The sequence below is a fragment of the Streptomyces sp. NPDC006314 genome (assembly GCF_040613075.1).
GTDB lineage: Bacteria > Actinomycetota > Actinomycetes > Streptomycetales > Streptomycetaceae > Streptomyces.
Map to the genome: position 1 here is coordinate 227242 of NZ_JBEXRL010000008.1, position 20398 is coordinate 247639.

The following is a 20398-nucleotide window of genomic DNA, read 5'->3' on the forward strand; positions in this document are numbered from 1 at the left end:
TGCTCATCCTTTACCCTAGAGGGAGCACTCGGCCCTCTATGAAAGGTTGTGAGCGTCCGCCCATGGGCGAGCCTCCCAGGCCGCGACACCGCGCGTTCTCCCCTGCCCCGTCCGACCATGGGACAGGGGTGACCCGATGACCGAAGTGCTGCTCCTTCTGGTGGCGATCCTGCTGTCGCTCGCCTGCGGCGCCTTCGTGGCGGCGGAGTTCTCGCTGACCACGGTCGAGCGCGGCGAGCTGGAACGGGCCGCCGAACGCGGCGAGCGCGGCGCGGCGGGTGCCCTGAAGGCCGTACGGAACCTGACCTTCCAGCTCTCCGGCGCCCAGCTCGGCATCACCGTCACCAACCTGGTGGTCGGCATGCTCGCCGAGCCGTCGATCGCCAAGCTGCTCGCCGGGCCGTTCAAGGCGATGGGCCTGTCGCAGACGACGGCGGCGTCGGTCGCGCTGGTGCTGGGCACGGCCCTGTCAACGGTCTTCCTGATGGTCGTCGGCGAGCTGGTGCCCAAGAACTGGGCGATCTCCTCGCCCCTGGCCGTGGCGAAGCGGGTGGGCAGCGCACAGCGCTGGTTCAGTGCGGCCTTCCGGCCCTTCATCACGCACCTGAACCACACGGCCAACCGTTTCGTGCGCCGGCTCGGCATCGAACCGGCCGAGGAGCTGGCCTCCGCGCGCGGTCCGCAGGAGCTGGCCGCCCTCGCCCGGCACTCCGCGAAGGCGGGCTCCCTGGAGCCGGACACCGCCGAGCTGTTCGTCCGGACGCTGAACCTGGCCGATCTGACGGCGGAGAACGTCATGACTCCGCGCGTCCAGGTCATCGCCCTCGACACCCAGGCCACCTGCGCGGACGTGGCCAACGCGACCCGGGCCACCGGCCTGTCCCGGTTCCCCGTCTACCGGGGCGTCCTGGACTCGGTGGTCGGCATCGCCCACATCAAGGACGTACTGGCCGTGCCCGCCGAGCAGCGGCGCCACCGCCGCGTCTCCCAGGTGATGCGCGAGCCGCTGCTGGTGCCCGAGTCCCTGACCGTGGACCGGCTGCTGGACCGGCTCGCCGGCAGACGCACCATGGCCGTCGTCATCGACGAATACGGCGGCACGGCCGGCGTGGCGACGCTGGAGGACATCGTCGAGGAGGTCGTCGGCGAGGTGCGGGACGAGCACGATCCGCACGAGACGCCCGACCTCGCCCCCGCCGGCGCGGACGCCGAGGGCCGGGCCCTGTACTCGGCCGACGGCGCCGCCCGCACCGACCAGCTCGCGCGCGTGGGCCTGCGCGTACCCGAGGGGCCGTACGAGACCCTCGCCGGCCTGGTCGCCAGGGAGCTGGGCCGGATACCCGAGAACGGTGACAGCGTCGAGGTCGCCGGCTGGCGGCTGGACGTGGTGGACGACTCGGGCCGCCGGGCGGCCCGAGTGCTGCTGCACGCACCGCTGGACGACGAGGCCGACGAGACGCCGGAGGGGGCGCGGTGACCGCCGTACAGCTGCTGATCGGTCTGGCGACCCTCGTCGTCAACGCCTTCTTCGTGGGCGCCGAGTTCGCGTTGATCTCCGTACGCCGCTCGCAGGTCGAGCCGCTCGCCCAGGAGGGTGACCGGCGTGCGAAGAGCGTGCTGTGGGGCCTGGAACACGTGTCGGCGCTGCTGGCCGCCGCCCAGCTCGGCATCACGCTGTGCACCCTGGTCCTCGGTGTGGTCGCCGAACCGGCGATCGCGCACCTGCTGGAGCCGGTGTTCCACGCGGTGGGCGTGCCCGTCAGCGCGGGCCACGCCGTGTCCTTCGTGATCGCGCTGACCCTGGCGACGTACCTGCACATGCTGCTGGGCGAGATGGTCCCCAAGAACATCGCCCTCGCGGAACCGGTGCGCAGCGCGCTGCTGCTCGGTCCGCCGCTGGTCGCGCTGTCCCGGGCGCTGCGCCCGGTGATCTTCACGATCAACGCCTTCGCGAACGGGCTGCTGAAGCTGTTGCGCGTCGAGGCGAAGGGCGAGGTGGCGGCGACCTTCACGGACACCGAACTCGCCGAGATCGTCAAGGACGCCAGCGAGGCGGGCCTGATCGACGACCGGGCGCAGGAACGGCTGCACGACGCCCTGGAGCTGGGCAGCCGGCCCGTGCGGGACGTGGTGGTACCGCTGCAACGCGTGGTGTACGCGCGCGTGGGCGTCACCCCGGAGCAGCTGGAGCGGCTGTCGGCCGAGTCGGGTTTCTCCCGCTTCCCTGTGGTCGACGCGGGACGGCGGATCGTGGGCTACCTGCACGTCAAGGACGCGCTGGACGCCTCGCCGCGGGACGTGCCGTTCCGGCTGCGGGACATGCGGGCCATCCCGCGGGTGCGCGAGCGGACCCCGCTGGACGACGTGCTCACCGCGATGCGGCGCAGTCGGACGCATCTGGCGGCCGTGCTCGGCGAGGACGGCCGGCTGGCGGGACTGGTGACCATGGAGGACGTGCTGCGGGAGCTGTTCGGGCAGCCTGCGTAAGGCCCCGTGGTCCTGGCGCGGGCGGGTCTGCCGAGGAGTCGAGGGCGACCGACCGGTGGGTATGGAGCCGGGATACCATCGCTGTCGCCATGCAGACGAATCCCACAGCTCCCACGCACACCAGCCTGGTCGCGGTCGGCGACTCCTTCACCGAGGGCATGTCGGACCTGCTGCCCGACGGCACCTACCGGGGCTGGGCCGACCTGCTCGCCGCGCGGATGGCGGCTCGTGCGCCCGGCTTCCGGTACGCCAACCTCGCCGTGCGCGGGAAGCTGATCGGGCAGATCGTCGACGAGCAGGTGGAGGTGGCGGCGGCCATGAACGCCGACGTCATCACCCTGGTCGGCGGTCTCAACGACACCCTGCGGCCCAAGTGCGACATGGGCCGTGTGAAGGGTCTGCTGACCGAGGCCGTGGAGCGGCTGGCCCCGTCCTGCGGGCAGCTGGTGCTGATGCGCAGCCCCGGCCGTCAGGGCCCGGTGCTGGAGCGGTTCCGGCCGCGCATGGAGGAGCTGTTCGTCTGCGTGGACGAACTGGCCGAGAAACATGGCGCCGTGGTGGCCGACCTGTACGGGGCGCCCTCGCTGGCCGATCCGCGGCTGTGGGACGTGGACCGGCTGCATCTGACGGCCGAGGGTCATCGCCGGGTCGCCGAGGCGGTGTGGCAGACGCTCGGGTACGAGCCGGAGGACACCGAGTGGCACGTGCCGATCGCGGCCACGCTCCCGCCGGGCTGGATGGCCCGGCGGGTGGCTGACGTGCGCTTCGCCCGGCAGCACCTGCTGCCGTGGATAGGCCGACGGCTGACCGGCCGTTCCTCGGGCGACGGCCGCCCGGCGAAGCGGCCGGAGCTGCTGCCGTACGAGGGCCCGGCGTAGCCTCTCGGTCATGACCACCCGCGTGATCAGTGTCCGGGGCCGGATGCACGAGTTCGGTCCCCGGCCGGAGCACGCGCCCGCCGAGGTGGTCCACGTCGGCCGCCGCTGGCCCCTGAGCGGCTGGGATCTGCCCCGGCACCCCCTGTACAAGCCGTTCGCCTACGACACCCCGAAGAAGAGGCGGGACGGCACCCGGGCCGAGGTGCCGGCCATGTACCGGGCGCACCTGCTGGAACGGCCCGGAGCTGCCGGACCTGGTCGCGGAGCTGCGCGGGAAGACGCTGGCCTGCCGGTGCGCGCCGGAGCCCTGTCACGCGGATGTCCTGGCCCAGTCGGCCGACACGGACGAGGTGACCGGCGTCTCGTAGTATCCGCCGAACAACCCCATGGCGCTGGCCTGCACAAACCGCCAGTAGAATCTGGACACGTGACTTCTGCGCCCGCCAAGCCCCGCATCCCCAACGTCCTCGCCGGACGTTACGCCTCCGCCGAGCTCGCCACGCTCTGGTCCCCCGAGCAGAAGGTGAAGCTGGAGCGGCAGCTCTGGCTCGCCGTGCTGCGGGCCCAGAAGGACCTCGGCATCGAGGTGCCGGACGAGGCGATCGCCGACTACGAGCGTGTCCTCGACACCGTCGACCTGGCCTCGATCGCCGAGCGCGAGAAGGTCACCCGGCACGATGTGAAGGCGCGGATCGAGGAGTTCAACGACCTCGCCGGGCACGAGCACGTGCACAAGGGCATGACCTCCCGCGACCTCACCGAGAACGTCGAGCAGCTGCAGATCCGGCTCTCGCTGGAGCTGATGCGCGACCGGACCGTGGCCGTGCTGGCGCGCCTCGGCAAGCTCGCCGGCGAGTACGCCGAACTGGTCATGGCCGGCCGCTCCCACAATGTCGCCGCGCAGGCCACCACCCTCGGCAAGCGTTTCGCGACCGCCGCCGACGAGCTGCTCGTCGCCCACGGCCGCGTCGAGGAGCTGCTGAACCGCTACCCGCTGCGCGGCATCAAGGGCCCGGTCGGCACCGCGCAGGACATGCTCGACCTGCTCGGCGGCGACGCCTCGAAGCTCGCCGAGCTGGAGAACCGGATCGCGCGGCACCTCGGCTTCTCGCAGGCGTTCACCTCGGTCGGCCAGGTCTACCCGCGCTCGCTGGACTACGAGGTCGTCACCGCGCTGGTGCAGCTGGCGGCAGCCCCGTCCTCGCTGGCCAAGACGATCCGGCTGATGGCCGGGCACGAGCTGGTCACCGAGGGCTTCAAGCCGGGTCAGGTCGGTTCCTCGGCGATGCCGCACAAGATGAACACCCGCTCCTGCGAGCGCGTCAACGGTCTCATGGTCATCCTGCGCGGCTATGCCTCGATGACCGGTGAGCTGGCCGGGGACCAGTGGAACGAGGGCGACGTGTCCTGCTCGGTGGTGCGCCGGGTCGCGCTGCCGGACGCGTTCTTCGCGCTGGACGGTCTGCTGGAGACGTTCCTGACGGTTCTGGACGAGTTCGGTGCGTTCCCGGCCGTCGTCGCCCGGGAGCTGGACCGCTACCTGCCGTTCCTGGCCACCACCAAGGTGCTGATGGGCGCCGTGCGGGCCGGGGTCGGCCGCGAGGTCGCGCACGAGGCGATCAAGGAGAACGCCGTGGCCACCGCGCTCGCCATGCGTGAGCAGGGCGCCGAGCGCAACGACCTGCTCGACAAGCTCGCCGCCGACGAGCGGCTGCCGCTCGGCCGTGAGCAGCTGGCGGCGCTGATGGCCGACAAGCTGTCCTTCACCGGTGCCGCGGCCGACCAGGTCGGCGTGGTCGTCGGCCGGATCGAGGAGATCGTCAAGCAGCACCCGGCGGCCGCCGGATACACCCCTGGAGCGATCCTCTGACCCGTTCTCCCCGCTTCACGAAGGCGGACCTGGAGGCCGCCCGCGACCGTCTCGTCCCGGACGTCGTCGCGGACGGCCTCCGTGTGCTGTTCTGCGGCATCAACCCCGGGCTGATGACGGCGGCGACGGGCCACCACTTCGCCCGTCCCGGCAACCGGTTCTGGCCGGTGCTGCACCTGTCCGGCTTCACGCCGAGGCTGCTGAAGCCGGCCGAGCAACGGGAGCTGCTGTCGTACGGGCTGGGCATCACGAACGTGGTGGCGCGGGCGACCGCGCGTGCGGACGAGCTGACCGCCGAGGAGTACCTGGAGGGCGGGCGGCTGCTGACCGCCAAGGTGACGCGGCTCGGGCCGAGGTGGCTGGCCGTGGTCGGGGTGACCGCGTACCGAGCCGCCTTCGGCGACCGCAACGCCCGGGTCGGACCTCAGGAGCGGACCATCGGGGACACCCGGGTGTGGGTGCTGCCCAATCCCAGCGGTCTGAACGCGCACTGGACGGCGGCGACGATGGCGGAGGAGTTCGCCCGGCTGCGCACGGCGGCGGAGGGCTGAACACCGTTCCGGCCGCTCGAGTGGCACTCCGGCCGGTGCGGGAGTCCGAGGCGGCCCCGCCTGTGCCGGGCCTGCCGTTCCGGCCCGCCGTTCCCGACCTGCCGTTCCGATCCGCCTGGCCCCCGACATGGCGGTCCCCGCTCGGAACCGTGTCCCGGGCCTCGTGACCGTCGCGTCCGACAGGCCCGGTCTCCCGGTGCGGTCGACCGGCGGCCCGTGAGCCCGCGAGGCTGCGGTCCGGTCACTCAGGGAGGGTCCGTGTCCGTGATCACCGCCAGCAGCTGGAACGGCAGTTCGTCCCCCCACCGCGACACCCCGAGGGCGACCCAGCGGCCCGCCTCCGGCACCCGCCACAGGTGGACGTCGGGAACATGACCGCTCAGCCCGGCCCACGGCTCCGTCCCGTCCTCGCCCTCGATCGTCCGCTCCAGGACGCTGTACAGGCTGAAGTGCTGCGGCGGCCCCCAGCGTTCGGTGAGCCGCTCCGCCAGCGCGTCCCGGTCGGCCTCGTACTGCGCCTCGGTCTCCTCCCGTTCGGTGCCGTCGTCCTCCGAGAAGTCGCCGCTGCTCCGTAACTCGGCTATCAGGTACCCCGGTCCGCCCGTGCCGACGTCCGTCCCACCGCGCTCTGCCGGGAAGTCCCGGGCACACAGCCGGTCGATCACAGCAAGGTGGTTCGCGATGTCCATGCGATCCAGTAAAGCGGGCACCACTGACAATTGGCGGGCTGTCAGGCGTCCCTCCCGACGAGGGCCCGTGCACCGGCGAGCAGGGCCGCCGCCGTCCACAGCGCGGTGACCGCGAGCCCGCTCCACGGGCCGAGGGAACCCTCCCGGGGCCTGTGCAGGGCCACTTGGCCGGGCAGGTCGCCGACGACGAAGGACACGATCAGCAGGAACGGGATCAGGAGGGAGAGGGTGGCCACTCCGCTGCACGGGACGGCCGCGATTCCGGCGGCGAACAGGGCCGTCGGCGTCAGGCACAGCCCGCAGCCGACGGCACCGCGCGGCCCCTCGGCCCAGGCCGGCCCGGAGTCCGCGAGGACCGTCCTGCCGACCAGCAGCGTCACCAGACCGGTGAGCGGACCGACCGCCGGCACGGGCAGGGCGATCGCCGCCGCCTTCGCGGCGAGGCAGCGCCGGCGGTCGGGCACCGCCGCCGGCGTCAGCCCCAGCGCGCCGCCCCAAAACTCGGACGCAACGGCCGTCGTCCCGATGGCGATCGCGGCGACCCGCCCCAAGGCGATACCCGCGTCCGGCTGGTGTCGTAGCGCTGCTCCATGGCGGCCCACGCGCCGGGTTTGTCGTACCGCGCTGCTCCACGGCCCGCGACCGCGTCTGTCGCACTGCCGCTGATCCGACGGCGGCCCCTCGCGGACTGGCGGAACCCGGCGCTCGCCGGGGTGCGCCGGGTTGAGTACGATCCGGCCAACACGGCCGCGAGCTGGAAGGACGGACGGTGGGGCAGCTGACCGGCGGCGATCCCTCGCTGCTGCGAAGGATCAATTCCGCGGTGGTGCTGCACGCGCTGCGTGCCACGGACTGCGCGACGCTCACCGAGGTCACCCGGGTCACCGGACTGTCCCGGCCGACCGTCGAGGGCGTCGTCGAAGGGCTCATCGAGGCCGGACTCGTCGTGGAGACGGCGGCGGACGAGAACACCACGCGCCGTCAGGGGCGGCCCGCCCGCCGGTTCCGGTTCCGGGCCGAGGCGGGGCATCTGCTGGGCCTGGAGATCGGGCCGCACCGGGTCGCCGCGCTCCTGTCCGACCTGGACGGGCGGGTGCTGGGCGCGCAGGCCAAGGAGGTGGACGTAGCCGCCCCGGCGGACGAGCGGCTCGACCGGCTGCGCGGCGCGGTCGCTGAGTTGCTGCGCCGGGCCGGGGTCGCACGCGGCTCGCTGAGGGCGGTAGGTGTGGGCACCCCGGGCATCGTGGAGGCCGACGGCACGGTACGGCTGAGCACGGCCCTGCCGCAGTGGACGGGTCTGAAGCTCGGTGACCGGCTCAGCCGCTCCTTCAAGTGCCCGGTGCTGGTGGAGAACGACGCCAACGCGGCGGCCGTCGCCGAGCACTGGAAGGGCGCGGCGACCGAGACCGACGACGTGGTGTTCGTGCTGGCCGGGTTGAGCCCCGGGGCGGGTTCGCTGATCGGCGGGCGGCTGCACCGCGGTTACGGCGGGGCCGCCGGGGAGATCGGGGCGCTGCATCTACTGGGCCGGGAGGCGACGCCGGAGACGCTGCTGTCCACCACCGACGAGCCGCTGCACCCGCTGGACGAGCAGGCGGTCGCCGAGGTGTTCGCGCTGGCACGCGCGGGCGACCAGCGGGCGCGTGCGGCCGTGGACCGGTTCATCCAGAGGCTCGTGCACGACGTGGCCGCGCTGGTGCTGGCGCTCGATCCGGAACTGGTCGTGATCGGCGGCTGGGCGGCCGGTCTCGACGGCGTCCTGGAACCGCTGCGCCGCGAACTGGCCCGCTACTGCCTGCGGCCGCCCCAGGTGACGCCGTCCCTGCTGGGCGAGGCGGCCGTGGCCACGGGCGCGCTGCGGCTCGCCTTGGACCACGTCGAGGAGCAGTTGTTCGCGGTCGAGGGCACGGTGACGGCACGGCGCTGACCCGGCCGGGGGCACGGGTGAGACCGGGCTACGGCATCGGTGCCAGCCGGCTCCGGGGCACCGGTGAGACCGGGCTGCGGGCATCGGTGCCAGCCGGCTCCGGGCCCAGGCGGCAGTCGGGGGGACACCCGGCGGACGGGCTGCTGAGGCCGTGCGCCGGATGCCGGACGACGGCCGGGCGCGCCCCGCGCCGTCGCGCTCCCAGCAGGCTCAAGGTGGCCGGCAACGATCGGGCGCTGCAACACAGCCGAGGCGAGCGGACAGGCTCAGCACGCCCACCGCACACCCGCCGAAGCGCTCGGCTCACGCCGGGCGGCGGTCCGCACACGGCTCAGGATGCCTGCCGCTCGGGGTCGTGGTGTATCTCCACGCCGGCCGAGTCGCCGAAGGTCAGCCGGCAGGTGTCGGCGCGGTAGGTCGCCACGGACAGGGCCGCGGTACGGCCCTGGGCGAAGAAGCGGGTGGTGACGACGAGGACGGGCGCGCCGGGAAGCCGGTCGAGTTCCTTGGCGTCCTCCGCGCGCACCGAGCCAAGCTCGACGGCACGGTCCTGCCCCTCCAGTTCAAGGTGCTGCAACTCGCGCAGTACCGCACGCGCGCGTGCCGCGCCGGACGGGGCGTCGATGGCGGTGAGGTCGGGCACCGAGGCCGCGGGGACGTAGAGCATTTCGGTGGCGACGCGCTGGCCGTGGGACATGCGGGAGCGGCGGACGGTGTGGACGGGTTCGTCCGAGCCGGCCTCCAGAGCCGCGGCGACGGCCGCCGGCGGGGTCGCCAGGGCACTGTCGACGGGCTGCCAGGCATCTGACGGGGCCCCCGGCCAGGCGTGCTGCTCGGTGGCGACGGCCACGCCCACGCGCGGGGGCGCGACCGTGGTGCCGACGCCGCGCCGGCGCTGCAGCCGGCCCTCCAGCTCCAGCTGTTCGAGGGCCTGGCGGAGCGTGGCACGGGCCACGCCGAAGCGGGCGGCGAGATCGCGCTCGTTGGGCAGGATCTCACCGACCGAGAACTCGGAGTCGAGTGCCTCAGTGAGCACGGTCTTGAGATGCCAGTACTTCGGTTCCGGTACCGATTCCAGCTGCGTGGTCCCCACCCTGTCCTCCGCAAGAGCCGTGGTCCGGCGGTTTTTAGCGCCCTTGTTTATTAAAGGTTGTTTCACTTGTCTGCGACCATAGGGCTGCCGTCACCCTTGGTCAAGACCAATCCTCGGCCCCTTGGGCAACGCACAGCAGGCCTGCCGCGGAGCGTTCACGAGGCGTTCGTACGGGACCGGGATGTGTGACATTGCGGCAAAGCCCCCGTACGACGGGGACTCGCGGGGCACGGCCTCAGCGGTCGGCGAGGTGCCGAAGCTTGTCGGGGTTGCGCACGATGTACACGGTCGTGACGCGGCCGTCGGCGACGTCCACCTGGAACAGGCTGTCGGGCTTGTCGCCGGACAGCGCCAGCACGGCGGGGCCGCCGTTGACCTCGAGGAAGCGGAGGGACAGCGCCTGGGCGGTGCGCGCGACGCCGACGAGGAAGCGGCCGACCTTGTCGGCGGTGTGCAGGGTCCGCACCGGCGCCTTTGCCTTGCCGCCGCTGTCGCCGACCAGGCGGACGTCCGGAGCGAGCAGGGACATGAGCCCCTCCAGGTCGCCGTCGCCCGCGGCGGCGAGGAAACGTTCGGTCAGGTCCCGGCGCTGGGCCGGGTCGACCTCGTAGCGAGGGCGCCGCTCGGCCACGTGCCGGCGGGCCCGCCCGGCGAGTTGCCGTACCGCCGCCTCGCCGCGGTCGAGCAGGGTGGCGATCTCGGCGTAGGGATAGCCGAAGGCCTCCCGGAGCACGAAAACGGCCCGCTCCAGCGGCGACAGGGATTCGAGGACGACCAGGACGGCGAGGGAGACCGTGTCGGCGAGCACGGCGCGGTCCGCGGTGTCGGGGGCGGTGTCGCCGAACTCGGTGAGGTACGGCTCGGGCAGCCAGGGCCCGGGGTACGCCTCGCCGCGCGCCTGCGCCTGGCGGAGCCGGTCGATGGCCAGGCGGGTGATGATCCGCACGAGGTAGGCGCGCGGTTCGCGGACCCCCGCGCGGTCGGCGCCGGACCAGCGCAGCCAGGCGTCCTGGACCGCGTCCTCGGCGTCGGCGACCCGGCCCAGCATGCGGTAGGCGACCCCCATGAGCAGGGGCCGGTGCTCTTCGAAGACGTCGGTCGTGAGGTCGGCGGTCACTCCCTCATCCCATCCGACACGCCCGGCGGGTGTCCACCCGGAATGGGCCTCTCCGGGGGCGGCCCGGATCACAATGAGCGCGGACCGCCGGTGGCCGGCGGCCGGCGACCTGGAGGACCGATGCGCTACGCGGTGCTGGGCACGGGCGAGGTGGGCCGCACTCTGGGCGGCAGGCTGGTGGAGCTGGGGCACGAGGTGACCCTCGGTTCGCGCTCCAAGGACAACCCGCTGGCGCAGGAGTGGGCCACGGCCGCGGCGGCCCGGGCCCGCGCGGGGACCTTCGCGGAGGCCGCCGCGGCGGCGGAGGTGGTCATCAACGCGGTGGGCGGCCGGGTGGCGCTCGACGCCCTCGGGGCCGCGGGCGCGGAGCACCTCGGCGGCAAGATCCTGGTGGACGTCTCCAACCCTCTGGCGTTCGAGGACGGGGAGCTGCGACTGGATCCGGTGGAGTCGGACAGCGTGGGCGAGCGGATCCAGCGGGCCTTCCCGCACGCGCGCGTGGTGAAGACGCTGAACACCGTCAACGTCCAGGTGATGGTGGATCCGGCGCGGGTGCCGGGCGAGCACCACGTCTTCGTGTGCGGCGAGGACGCCGGAGCCAAGGAGCAGGTGACGGCGCTGCTCGCGGAGTTCGGGTGGCCGGCGAAGCGCGTGCTGGATCTGGGCGGTATCCGATCGGCGCGCGCGGTGGAGATGTATCTGCCGCTGTGGCTCACCCTGTTCCGCGGGTTCGGGAAGGCCGACTTCAACATCGAGGTGCGGCGAGCGGGTTGAGGGTGCGGTGCCGGTGCGGCGCCCTCCGGGGGCTACCCGTCGGTAGCAATTGCTGACAAGCTGTCTACGGCGTCCGTCAGCACCCAGACGAGGAGCACCCCATGTCCGCCACCGTCTCCTTCAAGGTCCCCACCCCGCACGGCCCGAGGGACGTGACCGTGTCCTACGCGCGCGTGGGACAGGGCGAACCGCTGGTCCTGCTGCACGGCATCGGCCATCACCGGCAGGCCTGGGACCCGGTCGTGGACATCCTCGCCACCGAGCGCGAGGTGATCGCCGTAGATCTCCCGGGCTTCGGTGCCTCCCCCGCCCTGCCGGGCGACCTCGCCTACGACCTGCCCACGACCAACTCCGTGCTCGGTGGCCTGTTCGAGGCACTGGACCTGGACCGCCCGCACATCGCCGGCAACTCGCTGGGCGGCCTGCTCGCCCTGGAACTGGGCCGGGAGAAGCTCGTACGGTCCGTCACGGCCCTTTCCCCGGCCGGGTTCTGGACGGAGGCCGAGCGCCGGTACGCCTTCGGGGTGCTGCTCGCGATGCGGGGTATCGCCCAGCGGCTGCCGCTGCCACTGGTGGAACAGCTGAGCCGCACCGCGGCCGGCCGTACCGCCCTGACGAGCACCATCTACGGCCGCCCGGCGCGCCGTGCGCCGGAGGCCGTGGTCGCCGAGACGCTCGCCCTCGCGGGAGCCACCGGCTTCGACGCGACCCTGCGGGCGGGCGCCACCGTCCGGTTCACCGATGGGCTGCCGGGCCTGCCGGTCACGGTGGCCTGGGGCACCCGGGACCGGCTCCTCGTCCGCCGTCAGGGCGTCCGCGCCAAGCGGCTCATCCCGCACGCCCGGCTGGTGCGGCTGCCCGGCTGCGGTCACTGCCCGATGAACGACGATCCGGCGCTGGTCGCCCGGGTCGTCCTGGACGGCAGCCGCTGAGCGGCCGTCGGACACGCCGGGGCCGCGCGCCCGGCCGCCGGTTTCCACGGCGGCCGGCCCTGCCTGTGTCGCCGTGGTGACACGCGTGCGTACCGGCGGTTTCGCCGAGCGTCCGCCCGTGTCGGCGGAGCGGTGACCGGCGTTCGACGCGCGGTGGGACTTTCGCCGCCACGACGAGTCCGAATGCCGCGAGGGGGGGGACCACCGCTCCCCGGAGGCACCCTGAGGCGTCCGTCCGACGAACCCCCGGCCACCTCCCTGCCCGGAACCCCGGCCCACGGCAGCGGGACGGCACGGTGCTGTTCACACGGACGCTGCAGCCGGGCCGGGTAGGCCTGGACACCGCGAGGCGCCCGGTCCCGTACCCTTCGCACCGTGCCGCGCACCGGCGTCATCCCCCGGAGCGCGGCACGCCAACTCCCGCGCAGCGCGGAGGTTTTCGCAGGCCAGGACGATTGTCAGTGGTCGCCTCTACGGTCTTTCCATGACGCGATCACTGCAGGCCGTGGCCTATCGCCGACCCTCCGCGCTGGAGTCCGCCGCGGACGGGCGCAGGCTCGGGCTGGAAACGTCCCGGGGAGCGACACCCACGGGTGTCGAGGACCATCCGCGTTTCTTCGCGGGCTTCCTGACCTCGCCTCAGGTGGCCGCCGCCGGCCTGCTGGCGGTGGCCGACGTGGCGGCCGCGCGACACTACCAGCCGCAGTTGCGCGCCTCGCTCGACCCGGTGGTGACGGGCAACGGCGACCGGCTGCGCTTCGAGTCCTTCTCCGGCTGCGGCGGGGTGTACGCGCGCCTTGACGTGCTCGCCCCGGGGCTGGACGGCGGCGAGGTGGGACACGGCACCACCAACGTCGACGTGAACAACCCGCTGCGTGAGGCGCTGTCCCGCCTCGGCGGCGACGATCCGCTGCATCTGCGCGTCGGTCCGGAGGAGCTGGCGGTCACCACACCGGACGGCCCGGTGGTGGAGAAGAAGGTCCCGCTGCCCGACCGCTGGCTGCGCGGCTTCGCCGAGGCCCAGGTGAGCGCGGCCGGCTTCGACCTGCGGGCCGAACTGCCGGCGGACGAGGCAGTGCGGTTCCTGCGCGGGCTGCCCGGGCCGGGCGGAGCGCGGCGCGCCCCGGGCGGTCCACGCTGGATGGTGCCGGTGGGCCGCGGACTGCGTCCGACCACGCGTGCGGTGCCGGGCGCGGTCTGCCTGCCGGGCCCGGAGCGGCTGGCCGCGCTCCAGCGGGTGCTGCGGCACGCGACGGCCCTGCGCGTGTACGGTCCCGCGGTCACCGGTGCGGCCCCGGCGGCCGCCGCCTGGGAGGCCGTCCTGCCCGGCATGCGGCTCACCCTGACCCTGTCGCCGGACGCCTCGCGCGGCTTCTCCGGCGAGGGCGGCGTCCTGGACGCACTGTCCACCGAAGAGGCCCTTGAGGACACCGAGTCGGTTTCCGTGCTGCTGGCCTGGGAACCCCGCATCGACGTGGCGGACCTAGCAGCCGCCTCCGGTCTCACCGCTGAGCGGGTGCGTGCCGCCCTGGTCCGCCTCGGCACGTCGGGCCAGGTCGGGTACGACACGGCGGAGACGGCCTACTTCCACCGCGAGCTGCCGTACGACGCCGGGCGTGCCGAGCGCCACAATCCGCGGCTCCGCTCGGCGCGGGTGCTGGTGGCGACGGGGGCGGTGGCCCTGGACGGCACCCTCACCACGGTGACGGCGGAGGACGGCCATGTGCACCGGGTGCGGGACGAGGCGGGGGTGCTCACCTGCAGCTGCCTGTGGTGGGCGAGGTACCGGGGCGGGCGCGGGCCGTGCAAGCACGCGCTGGCGGTGCGGATGGTGCGACGGGGCGCCGTGACCGGTATGGCGGGCGCGGCTGGACGGAATCTGGCGGGAATCGACGGGGGTGTGCGATGAGTGAACTGATGGAAGCGGTACGGGCGGGACGCACGGCGGAGACGCTGCGGGTGCTGACAGGCCTGCCGGACGCCGAACGGCGGGCGCTGCTGCCGGAGTTGAAGAAGCTGCGCAAGGAGCTGCGGGGCGTCCCGCCGTGGAAGCCCCGGTCCGTGCGGATCCTGCCGGCGCTGCACCTGGCCGGGGCCGCCTGCCACACGGGCGCGGCGGCGGCCGCCGACTGGCTCGCCGCGACCGACCTGCGCTGGAGTCAGGCACCCACCGAGTGTCTCCTGCGGGTGCTGGAGCACCGGGACACCGGCTGGTTGGCGGATGTCGCGCACCGGTTGGCACGGCGGCCGGTGTCCGCGCGCGTGCCATACCCGCTCATGGCCGGGCTGGTGCACCGCGCGGGCTGTGACGTGCCGGTGACGGACGCCTACGTCGTCGGCTGGATCCGGCACATCTGCGGCGGCCGGGACGCGTCCGGTGTGCTCGACGGGCTGCGCAGCGAGCCGCATCTGGTCCCGCTGCTCTCCGGGGTGTTCACCCTCACGGACCTTCGCGAGGTCCGGTGGCTGCTCGCCGACGGACCCCGTTCCTGGCAGAGCGCCCTGGCGGGTCTGGCCCGGGAGGGCTCCCTGGACCGCGCGTTCCTCATCGACGCGTGCGTGGCCCGGCTGCTGCGCGGCGGCGGCCCCACGGACCACCGGGTCTTCCTGCCGCTGCTGACCGGGCTCGGTCTGACCCGGGAGGAGGAGCGGTCGCGGATCACCGACTGGACCGCACTGGCCCGGGACGCGGTCTGCCCCGTCGCCGCTCACGCCCAGGCGGTGCTCACGGCCCTGGCCCTGGACGGCGCCCTGACCTCGCGGCAGCTGGCCGAGGCCTCCGAGGGGCTGCTGTTCCGCGCCGAGAAGAAACTGGTCAGGGCGCAGCTCGTGCTGCTCGGCAAGGTGCTCGTCCGTGATCCGGGCGCCGCGGCGGAGCTGCTGCCGGTGGTGGTCAAGGCGTTCGGGCATGAGGACACCCAGGTGCAGGAGCGCGCGCTCAAGCTGGTCGAACGACATGCCGCACACCTGGACTCCGTAACGGATCTCGACGGTGCGGCGGAGCAGTTGACGCCGGCGCTGCGCACCCGCGCATCCGCGCTGCCGGGCGTCACCGTGGCCTCCCTGGAGGTGTACGAGGAGGTACTGCCGCCCGCCCCCGAGCCGGAGCGGCTCCCGCCGGCGCCAGAGACAGCGGTGGAACTCGCCGAGGAGGTGGGGGCGTTGCTGGCGTCCGCCGCTGACGACGTCGCCGCGTTCGAGCGGGCGCTGGACGGCCTGGTGCGCCACGCCTACCGGGACCCGGACGCGCTGCGTGAGGCGCTCGCACCGGTCGTCGCCAACCGCTGGTGGGCAGCCGCGGAGGACTCCCGCTGGCCACACCTCGACGACCTCTTCGGCAGTACCCGCCACGGCACGCTCGGCGCCCGCGAGGGCCTCGACGTGCTCCTCGCGACCCTGCACGACAAGGTGCGCACGGCCACACTCCTCCACGCCGTGCGGCACGGGCCCAGCGAGCACGAGTGCACGCACGCTGGTCTGAGCCGCGTGTTCGACGCCCGGCTCCGCGAGGTGGCGTACCGCATCCGCACGGAACCACTGCCGCTGCTGCTCGCCACGCCCACCTGGAGCACCGGCCTGCTGGAGCCGGAGGACCTGGTGGCCCGCCTCGCGGAGTACCGGCGCCTGGACGCCCGGATCTGCGCGACCGACTTCGCCCAGGCCCTGCTGCGGGTGCGCACGGAAGACCGTACGGCGGCCGAGGAGGCGGCACGGCGGGCCCGTGCGCTCGGCACCCGGGAGGGCACCCGGCTCGCCCGCCGGCTGACCGCGGCGACCCCGGGCCGGCCGCCGACGCGGCGCCGCACCAAGGGCGTGCGCATTCTCCTCGAGCAGGGTGAACTGCCCGAGCTGCTGGAGGGTTTCCCGCAGGAGTTCCACCGGCTCGGCATGCCGGTGTCCGCCTTCACCGACCGCTGGCGCTGCGACCACTGGGACGACGCGATACGCCCGCACTGGCTCGCCGTCCTCCCGGAGCGGCGGGAACCGGTCGCGGTCCGGATGCTGCCCGATCTCGCCGCCACGGCCGTGGACGACGACCGCGGCGCCGGCGTCCTGCCCCTGCTCGCCGAGTCCGGCGGGGAGGCGGGTGAGGCCGTGCACCTGTGCGTGGCGTACGGGCTCGGCGCACGGCACGCGGAGGACCGGATGGCCGCCGTCGACGCCCTGCTGGTCCTCGCAGCACGGGGTCAGCTGGATACGGCCCGGCTGGGCGCGGACCTGGGCCGGTTGGTGCGGCGCGGGGCCGTGAAACCGCAGCGGCTGGCCGACTCCGCGCGGACGGCGGCGGCCACCGGTGCCGCCGCGACGATCTGGAGCACACTCCGGCACACCCTTCCCGTGGTGCTCGCAGGCCTCTCGACCGCCCGGCCGGACGCGAGCCCCGTACCGGCCCGGGGACTCGGGGATCTGCTGGCCGTCGCGGCGGACTGCGCCGAGCGGTGCGGTGCGCAGGGGGAACTGCCACACCTCGCACACATCGCCGCACGCAAGGGCGGCTCCCGCCTGGCCACCGAGGCCCGGCGGCTGCGGGCCGCGCTGGTCTCCGAGGCGATGGCCGCCTGAGCCGCTCCCCCACCGCGTTCCCCCCGGCCCCACGGGCTCCCGCCCCACCAGCAGTGGAAAATAAAACAAATAGGGCGGAGCATGCTTTACCCATCAGTCACAAACAGTTCGTGATCACGCAACACCCTTCCTCCACAGTGGCTGCATGACTCCAGAGATGGCTGACGTGACCCGGACGAAGCACGGACGGCCCGTGCACCACTGGCGGCGAGACGTCGTCGAGCTCGCCGCGCTCTTCACGGCCGTGGCCGTGGCGGACGGCGTGGCGAACCTGATCGGCCACGGACCCGACGGCCCGGCACTGCTGGTGATCTCGGCGATCGTGCTGGCGGCGACGGCGGGCTTCCACGTGTGGTGGGCAAGGCGCCACGGACACGCACCGCCGGTCAGCGATACCGGTGCCCGGCCGGCCGCCGAGACGCGGCCGGCCGGGCCCGCCGCGCAACCCACCGACGAACGGCCCACCACCGAGCGGCCCGGCGCCACCGCGGACGGCGTCACCGGCACAGACACGCTGTGGCGGATGCGGACGACGGTGAAGGACGAGCCGGGTTCGCTGGCCGCGCTGTGCACGGCGCTGGCCGAGCGACGGGTCGACATCCTCAGCCTGCAGACGCACCCGCTCGCCGACGGCACGGTGGACGAGTTCCTGCTGCGAGGGCCGGGCGCGCTGCCGTCGGCGGAGATCACCCGGGCGGTCGCGCTGGCCGGGGGCACGTCCACCTGGATGGAGCGGGCCGACGCCCACGACCTGGTCGACGCCCCTACCCGGGTGCTCGGACTGGCGGCCCGCACCGCGCTGGACGCCGCCGAACTTCCGTTGGCCCTGCGCCAGTTGCTGGGCCGGTGCACGATCCGTTCGCTGCCGGGGCGGCCGGTCGGCGGGGGACGCGGTCCCGAGCCGGTGCCGGTCGAGGGCGTGCTCGAGGACACGGTCATGCGGCTGCGGGCACCGGAGGGCGGGGTGCTCACCGTGGAGCGGCCGTACCTGCCGTTCACGCCGACCGAGTTCGCGCGGGCCAGGGCGCTGGTGGAGCTGGACAGCCGGCTCGGACCGCGGATTCCGCGCGGTCACGACGTGCTGACGCTGCCCGAGGGCGACGACATCACCGTCCGCCGGGTCGACACCGGGGATCAGGCGGCGGCGAAGGCGATGCACGAGCGGTGCTCGACGCGCACCCTCGGCATGCGCTACCACGGCCCGGTCGGCGACACGGACCGCTATCTGAACCACCTGCTCAGCCCCCGCTTCGGGCGGACGCTGGCCGCGCAGACCACCTCGGGCCGCATCGTCGGCCTCGGGCATCTGCTGTGGGACGGTGACGAGACGGAGGTCGCGCTGCTGGTCGAGGACGACTGGCAGCGGCGCGGCATCGGGACCGAACTGCTCGGCCGGCTGGTGGCGATGGCGGTGGAGGCCGGCTGCGAGAGCGTGTACGCCGTGACGCAGGCCTCCAACACGGGCATGGTCGCCGCTATGCGCGGCCTGGGGCTGCCCCTGGACTACCAGGTCGAGGAGGGCACCCTGGTCATCACGGCCCGGCTGGACGCCGCGCCGGTCGCGTCGCGCTCGCCGTACGGCCCGAGCCGGGAACGGCTCGGCGCCCCGGGCCGACGCGACTGACCGACCTCACCACGGACGCACAGCGGCCCGGCGCCTCTTCGCCGGGCCCTCTGTATCGTGCGTCCGCCTCGGTGTCGTTCCGCCGCGATGGCGCTCAGCCACCCCGGTGGTGTTCGGCGGCGCCCGACCCCGCGCAAGCCACTGCCGGCCGCTCCGGCGGCACGCCCAGCGCATTGTCCAGGTCCGCCCACAGATCCTCGACGTCCTCCAGGCCCACGGAGAGCCGCAGCAGGCGATCGCTCACGCCGGCACCGCGCCGGTCGTCGGCGTCGACGATGCGGTGGCTGATGGACGCGGGGTGCTGGATGAGGGTGTCGACGCTGCCCAGGCTCACCGCCGGGGTGACGAGCCGGACCCGGGAGATGACCTCATGCGGGTCGCCGTACACCTCGAAGGCGATCATCGCGCCGCCGAGCCGCGGATAGCGGACGCGGGCCACGCGCGGGTCGGCGCCGAGCCGACGGGCCAGTTCGGCGGCGTTCGCCGAGGCGGCCCGGACCCGTACCGGCAGGGTGGACAGCCCGCGCAACAGCAGATAGCCCGCCAGCGGATGCAGGACCCCACCGGTGGCGAACCGTATCTGCCGCAGCCGGCCCGCGAACTCCTCGTCACACGCGACGACTCCGGCCAGCACGTCACCATGACCGCCGAGGTACTTGGTGGCGCTGTGCAGCACCAGCCGGGCACCCTGCTCGGCCGGGCGTTGCAGCACGGGCGTGGCGAAGGTGTTGTCGGCGAGCAGCGGAACGGAGCCGCAGGCGTGCGCGACGGCCCGCAGGTCGAGTTCGGAGAGGGTCGGGTTGGCCGGGGATTCGACCATCACCAGCCCGGTGTCCGGACGCAGCGCGTCGGTGATGCCGGCCGGATCGGTCCAGGTGACCTCCGTGCCGAGGAGCCCGGCGGTCAGCAGGTGGTCGCTGCAGCCGTACAGGGGCCGTACGGCGACGACATGACGCAGGCCCATGGCGGTGGGGAGGGCGAGGAGGACCGCGCTGAGCGCGGCCATGCCGCTGGCGAAGGCGACTGCGGACTCGGTGCCCTCCAGGCGGGCCAGCGCGGTCTCGAAGCGGGCGACGGTCGGGTTGCCGAGCCGGCCGTAGACGGGCGGTCCGACCGGGTCGGCGCCGTCGGTGGCGAAGGCGTCGATGCGGGCGGCCTCGGCGCGGCTGTCGTAGGAGGGGTAGGTGGTGGACAGGTCGATCGGCGGGGCGTGCAGCCCCTGGCGGGCGAGATCGTCGCGGCCGGCATGCACGGCCTCGGTGGCCAGCGCTCTCGATGCGGTGCGTACGTCGTCGTAGGCACGGGTGCTCACTGCGTCCATGAGCGGAAGGGTGAACATCGAACGGTTCACTGGCGTCGAACACCGTGCTACGTTCGGGCCATGGCCGAATCTGTCGTACTGGATCCGGTGGACCTTCATCTGCTGCGGCTGCTGCAGAACGACGCCCGGACCACCTACCGCGACCTCGCCGCTCAGGTGGGCGTGGCGCCGTCGACCTGTCTGGACCGGGTGACCCGGCTGCGCCGCTCGGGCGTGATCCTCGGACACCGCCTGCGGCTCGATCCGGCCAAACTCGGGCGCGGGCTCCAGGCGCTGCTGTCGGTGCAGGTACGGCCGCACCGGCGGGAGCTGGTGGGGCCGTTCGTGGAACGGATCCGGGTGATGCCGGAGGCACGGACGGTGTTCCATCTGACCGGACCGGACGACTACCTGGTGCATGTGGCCGTCGCGGACATGGCCGATCTGCAGCGGCTGGTACTCGACGAGTTCACGGCGCGGCGGGAGGTGGCCCGGGTGGAGACCCGGTTGATCTTCCAGCAGTGGGAGTGCGGACCACTGCTGCCTCCCGGCCACGCCGAGAGCTGAATCCCCCATCCGTGGGTGACGCGATG

At 73.5% G+C, this 20398-nt stretch carries 17 protein-coding genes and 1 pseudogene; 13 read left to right on the forward strand and 5 right to left on the reverse strand.

Translation table 11 applies throughout. From position 1 onward, the window contains the following. Nucleotides 1-136: 136 nt before the first annotated feature. The 6 genes and pseudogenes from ABZ079_RS17365 (at nt 137) to mug (ending at nt 5786) form a co-directional block, all read left to right on the forward strand. Nucleotides 137-1477 carry a hemolysin family protein gene (locus ABZ079_RS17365; protein ID WP_356940288.1) on the forward strand — a complete coding sequence of 447 codons (1341 nt, stop codon included), beginning with the start codon at nt 137-139 and terminating at the stop codon, nt 1475-1477. After that, nucleotides 1474-2487, forward strand: coding sequence for a hemolysin family protein (locus tag ABZ079_RS17370; RefSeq protein ID WP_356940289.1), 1014 nt, complete (start codon nt 1474-1476; stop codon nt 2485-2487). Before ABZ079_RS17365 ends, ABZ079_RS17370 begins: the two co-directional genes overlap by 4 nt. Nucleotides 2488-2576: 89 nt before the next feature. Next, nucleotides 2577-3365, forward strand: a complete 789-nt coding sequence (locus ABZ079_RS17375; protein WP_356940290.1) for an SGNH/GDSL hydrolase family protein — start codon at nt 2577-2579, stop codon at nt 3363-3365. A gap of 10 nt (nt 3366-3375) precedes the next feature. After that, a pseudogene (locus ABZ079_RS17380) lies at nt 3376-3733 on the forward strand (DUF4326 domain-containing protein). A 59-nt stretch (nt 3734-3792) separates the two neighbouring features. Beyond that, nucleotides 3793-5235 (forward strand): adenylosuccinate lyase, encoded by a 1443-nt coding sequence (purB, locus tag ABZ079_RS17385; RefSeq protein WP_356940291.1) that lies wholly within the window; start codon nt 3793-3795, stop codon nt 5233-5235. Continuing rightward, nucleotides 5232-5786 carry a G/U mismatch-specific DNA glycosylase gene (gene mug / locus ABZ079_RS17390; protein ID WP_356940394.1) on the forward strand — a complete coding sequence of 185 codons (555 nt, stop codon included), beginning with the start codon at nt 5232-5234 and terminating at the stop codon, nt 5784-5786. The genes purB and mug overlap by 4 nt, the downstream gene beginning before the upstream one ends. Before the next feature lie 245 nt (nt 5787-6031). On the opposite strand, the gene ABZ079_RS17395 is transcribed toward mug, so the two are convergent. Together ABZ079_RS17395 and ABZ079_RS17400 are read right to left on the reverse strand one after the other, a co-directional pair. After that, on the reverse strand, nt 6032-6475 hold the full coding sequence (locus ABZ079_RS17395) for a hypothetical protein (protein WP_356940292.1): 444 nt from the start codon (nt 6473-6475) through the stop codon (nt 6032-6034). A 41-nt stretch (nt 6476-6516) separates the two neighbouring features. Beyond that, nucleotides 6517-7077: an ABC transporter permease gene (locus tag ABZ079_RS17400; protein WP_356940293.1), complete on the reverse strand. Its 561-nt coding sequence runs from the start codon at nt 7075-7077 to the stop codon at nt 6517-6519. A 167-nt stretch (nt 7078-7244) separates the two neighbouring features. On the opposite strand from ABZ079_RS17400, the gene ABZ079_RS17405 reads away from it, so the two are divergent. After that, nucleotides 7245-8402: an ROK family transcriptional regulator gene (locus ABZ079_RS17405; RefSeq protein WP_356940294.1), complete on the forward strand. Its 1158-nt coding sequence runs from the start codon at nt 7245-7247 to the stop codon at nt 8400-8402. A gap of 331 nt (nt 8403-8733) precedes the next feature. On the opposite strand, the gene ABZ079_RS17410 is transcribed toward ABZ079_RS17405, so the two are convergent. After that, nucleotides 8734-9495, reverse strand: a complete 762-nt coding sequence (locus ABZ079_RS17410; protein ID WP_356940295.1) for a GntR family transcriptional regulator — start codon at nt 9493-9495, stop codon at nt 8734-8736. Nucleotides 9496-9730: 235 nt separating this feature from the next. Then, nucleotides 9731-10612 carry an RNA polymerase sigma factor SigJ gene (gene sigJ / locus ABZ079_RS17415; protein WP_356940296.1) on the reverse strand — a complete coding sequence of 294 codons (882 nt, stop codon included), beginning with the start codon at nt 10610-10612 and terminating at the stop codon, nt 9731-9733. A gap of 120 nt (nt 10613-10732) precedes the next feature. Between sigJ and ABZ079_RS17420 the strand changes: the two genes are divergently transcribed. The 5 genes from ABZ079_RS17420 to ABZ079_RS17440 all read left to right on the forward strand — a co-directional run bounded on the left by ABZ079_RS17420 (nt 10733) and on the right by ABZ079_RS17440 (nt 18505). Then, the gene (locus tag ABZ079_RS17420) at nt 10733-11386 is read left to right on the forward strand and encodes an NAD(P)-binding domain-containing protein (protein WP_356940297.1); all 654 of its coding nucleotides are present in this window, start codon (nt 10733-10735) and stop codon (nt 11384-11386) included. Nucleotides 11387-11487: 101 nt separating this feature from the next. After that, entirely contained in the window at nt 11488-12318 is an 831-nt protein-coding gene (locus ABZ079_RS17425; RefSeq protein WP_356940298.1) for an alpha/beta hydrolase, read from the forward strand. 484 nt (nt 12319-12802) lie between these two features. Beyond that, the gene (locus ABZ079_RS17430; RefSeq protein ID WP_356940299.1) at nt 12803-14227 is read left to right on the forward strand and encodes an SWIM zinc finger family protein; all 1425 of its coding nucleotides are present in this window, start codon (nt 12803-12805) and stop codon (nt 14225-14227) included. Beyond that, nucleotides 14224-16881 carry a DUF6493 family protein gene (locus ABZ079_RS17435; protein WP_356940300.1) on the forward strand — a complete coding sequence of 886 codons (2658 nt, stop codon included), beginning with the start codon at nt 14224-14226 and terminating at the stop codon, nt 16879-16881. Before ABZ079_RS17430 ends, ABZ079_RS17435 begins: the two co-directional genes overlap by 4 nt. 145 nt (nt 16882-17026) lie before the next feature. Beyond that, entirely contained in the window at nt 17027-18505 is a 1479-nt protein-coding gene (locus ABZ079_RS17440) for a GNAT family N-acetyltransferase (protein WP_356940301.1), read from the forward strand. 94 nt (nt 18506-18599) lie between these two features. Here ABZ079_RS17440 and ABZ079_RS17445 read toward each other — a convergent pair whose 3' ends face one another. After that, a complete protein-coding gene (locus tag ABZ079_RS17445) occupies nt 18600-19826 on the reverse strand; it encodes a PLP-dependent transferase (RefSeq protein ID WP_356940302.1) in 1227 nt (408 codons plus the stop codon). A 60-nt stretch (nt 19827-19886) separates the two neighbouring features. Between ABZ079_RS17445 and ABZ079_RS17450 the strand changes: the two genes are divergently transcribed. Then, entirely contained in the window at nt 19887-20372 is a 486-nt protein-coding gene (locus tag ABZ079_RS17450; RefSeq protein WP_356940303.1) for an Lrp/AsnC family transcriptional regulator, read from the forward strand. The last annotated feature ends 26 nt before the right edge of the window (nt 20373-20398 follow it).

What these genes read in the sequence shown, in the direction of transcription:
- ABZ079_RS17365 (WP_356940288.1), top strand. Translation starts at nt 137, where the DNA reads ATGACCGAAGTGCTGCTCCTTCTGGTGGCGATCCTGCTGTCGCTCGCC.
- ABZ079_RS17375 (WP_356940290.1), top strand. Translation starts at nt 2,577, where the DNA reads ATGCAGACGAATCCCACAGCTCCCACGCACACCAGCCTGGTCGCGGTC.
- ABZ079_RS17395 (WP_356940292.1), bottom strand. Translation starts at nt 6,475, where the DNA reads ATGGACATCGCGAACCACCTTGCTGTGATCGACCGGCTGTGTGCCCGG.
- ABZ079_RS17420 (WP_356940297.1), top strand. Translation starts at nt 10,733, where the DNA reads ATGCGCTACGCGGTGCTGGGCACGGGCGAGGTGGGCCGCACTCTGGGC.
- ABZ079_RS17425 (WP_356940298.1), top strand. Translation starts at nt 11,488, where the DNA reads ATGTCCGCCACCGTCTCCTTCAAGGTCCCCACCCCGCACGGCCCGAGG.
- ABZ079_RS17430 (WP_356940299.1), top strand. Translation starts at nt 12,803, where the DNA reads ATGACGCGATCACTGCAGGCCGTGGCCTATCGCCGACCCTCCGCGCTG.
- ABZ079_RS17435 (WP_356940300.1), top strand. Translation starts at nt 14,224, where the DNA reads ATGAGTGAACTGATGGAAGCGGTACGGGCGGGACGCACGGCGGAGACG.
- ABZ079_RS17440 (WP_356940301.1), top strand. Translation starts at nt 17,027, where the DNA reads ATGACTCCAGAGATGGCTGACGTGACCCGGACGAAGCACGGACGGCCC.
- ABZ079_RS17445 (WP_356940302.1), bottom strand. Translation starts at nt 19,826, where the DNA reads ATGGACGCAGTGAGCACCCGTGCCTACGACGACGTACGCACCGCATCG.
- ABZ079_RS17450 (WP_356940303.1), top strand. Translation starts at nt 19,887, where the DNA reads ATGGCCGAATCTGTCGTACTGGATCCGGTGGACCTTCATCTGCTGCGG.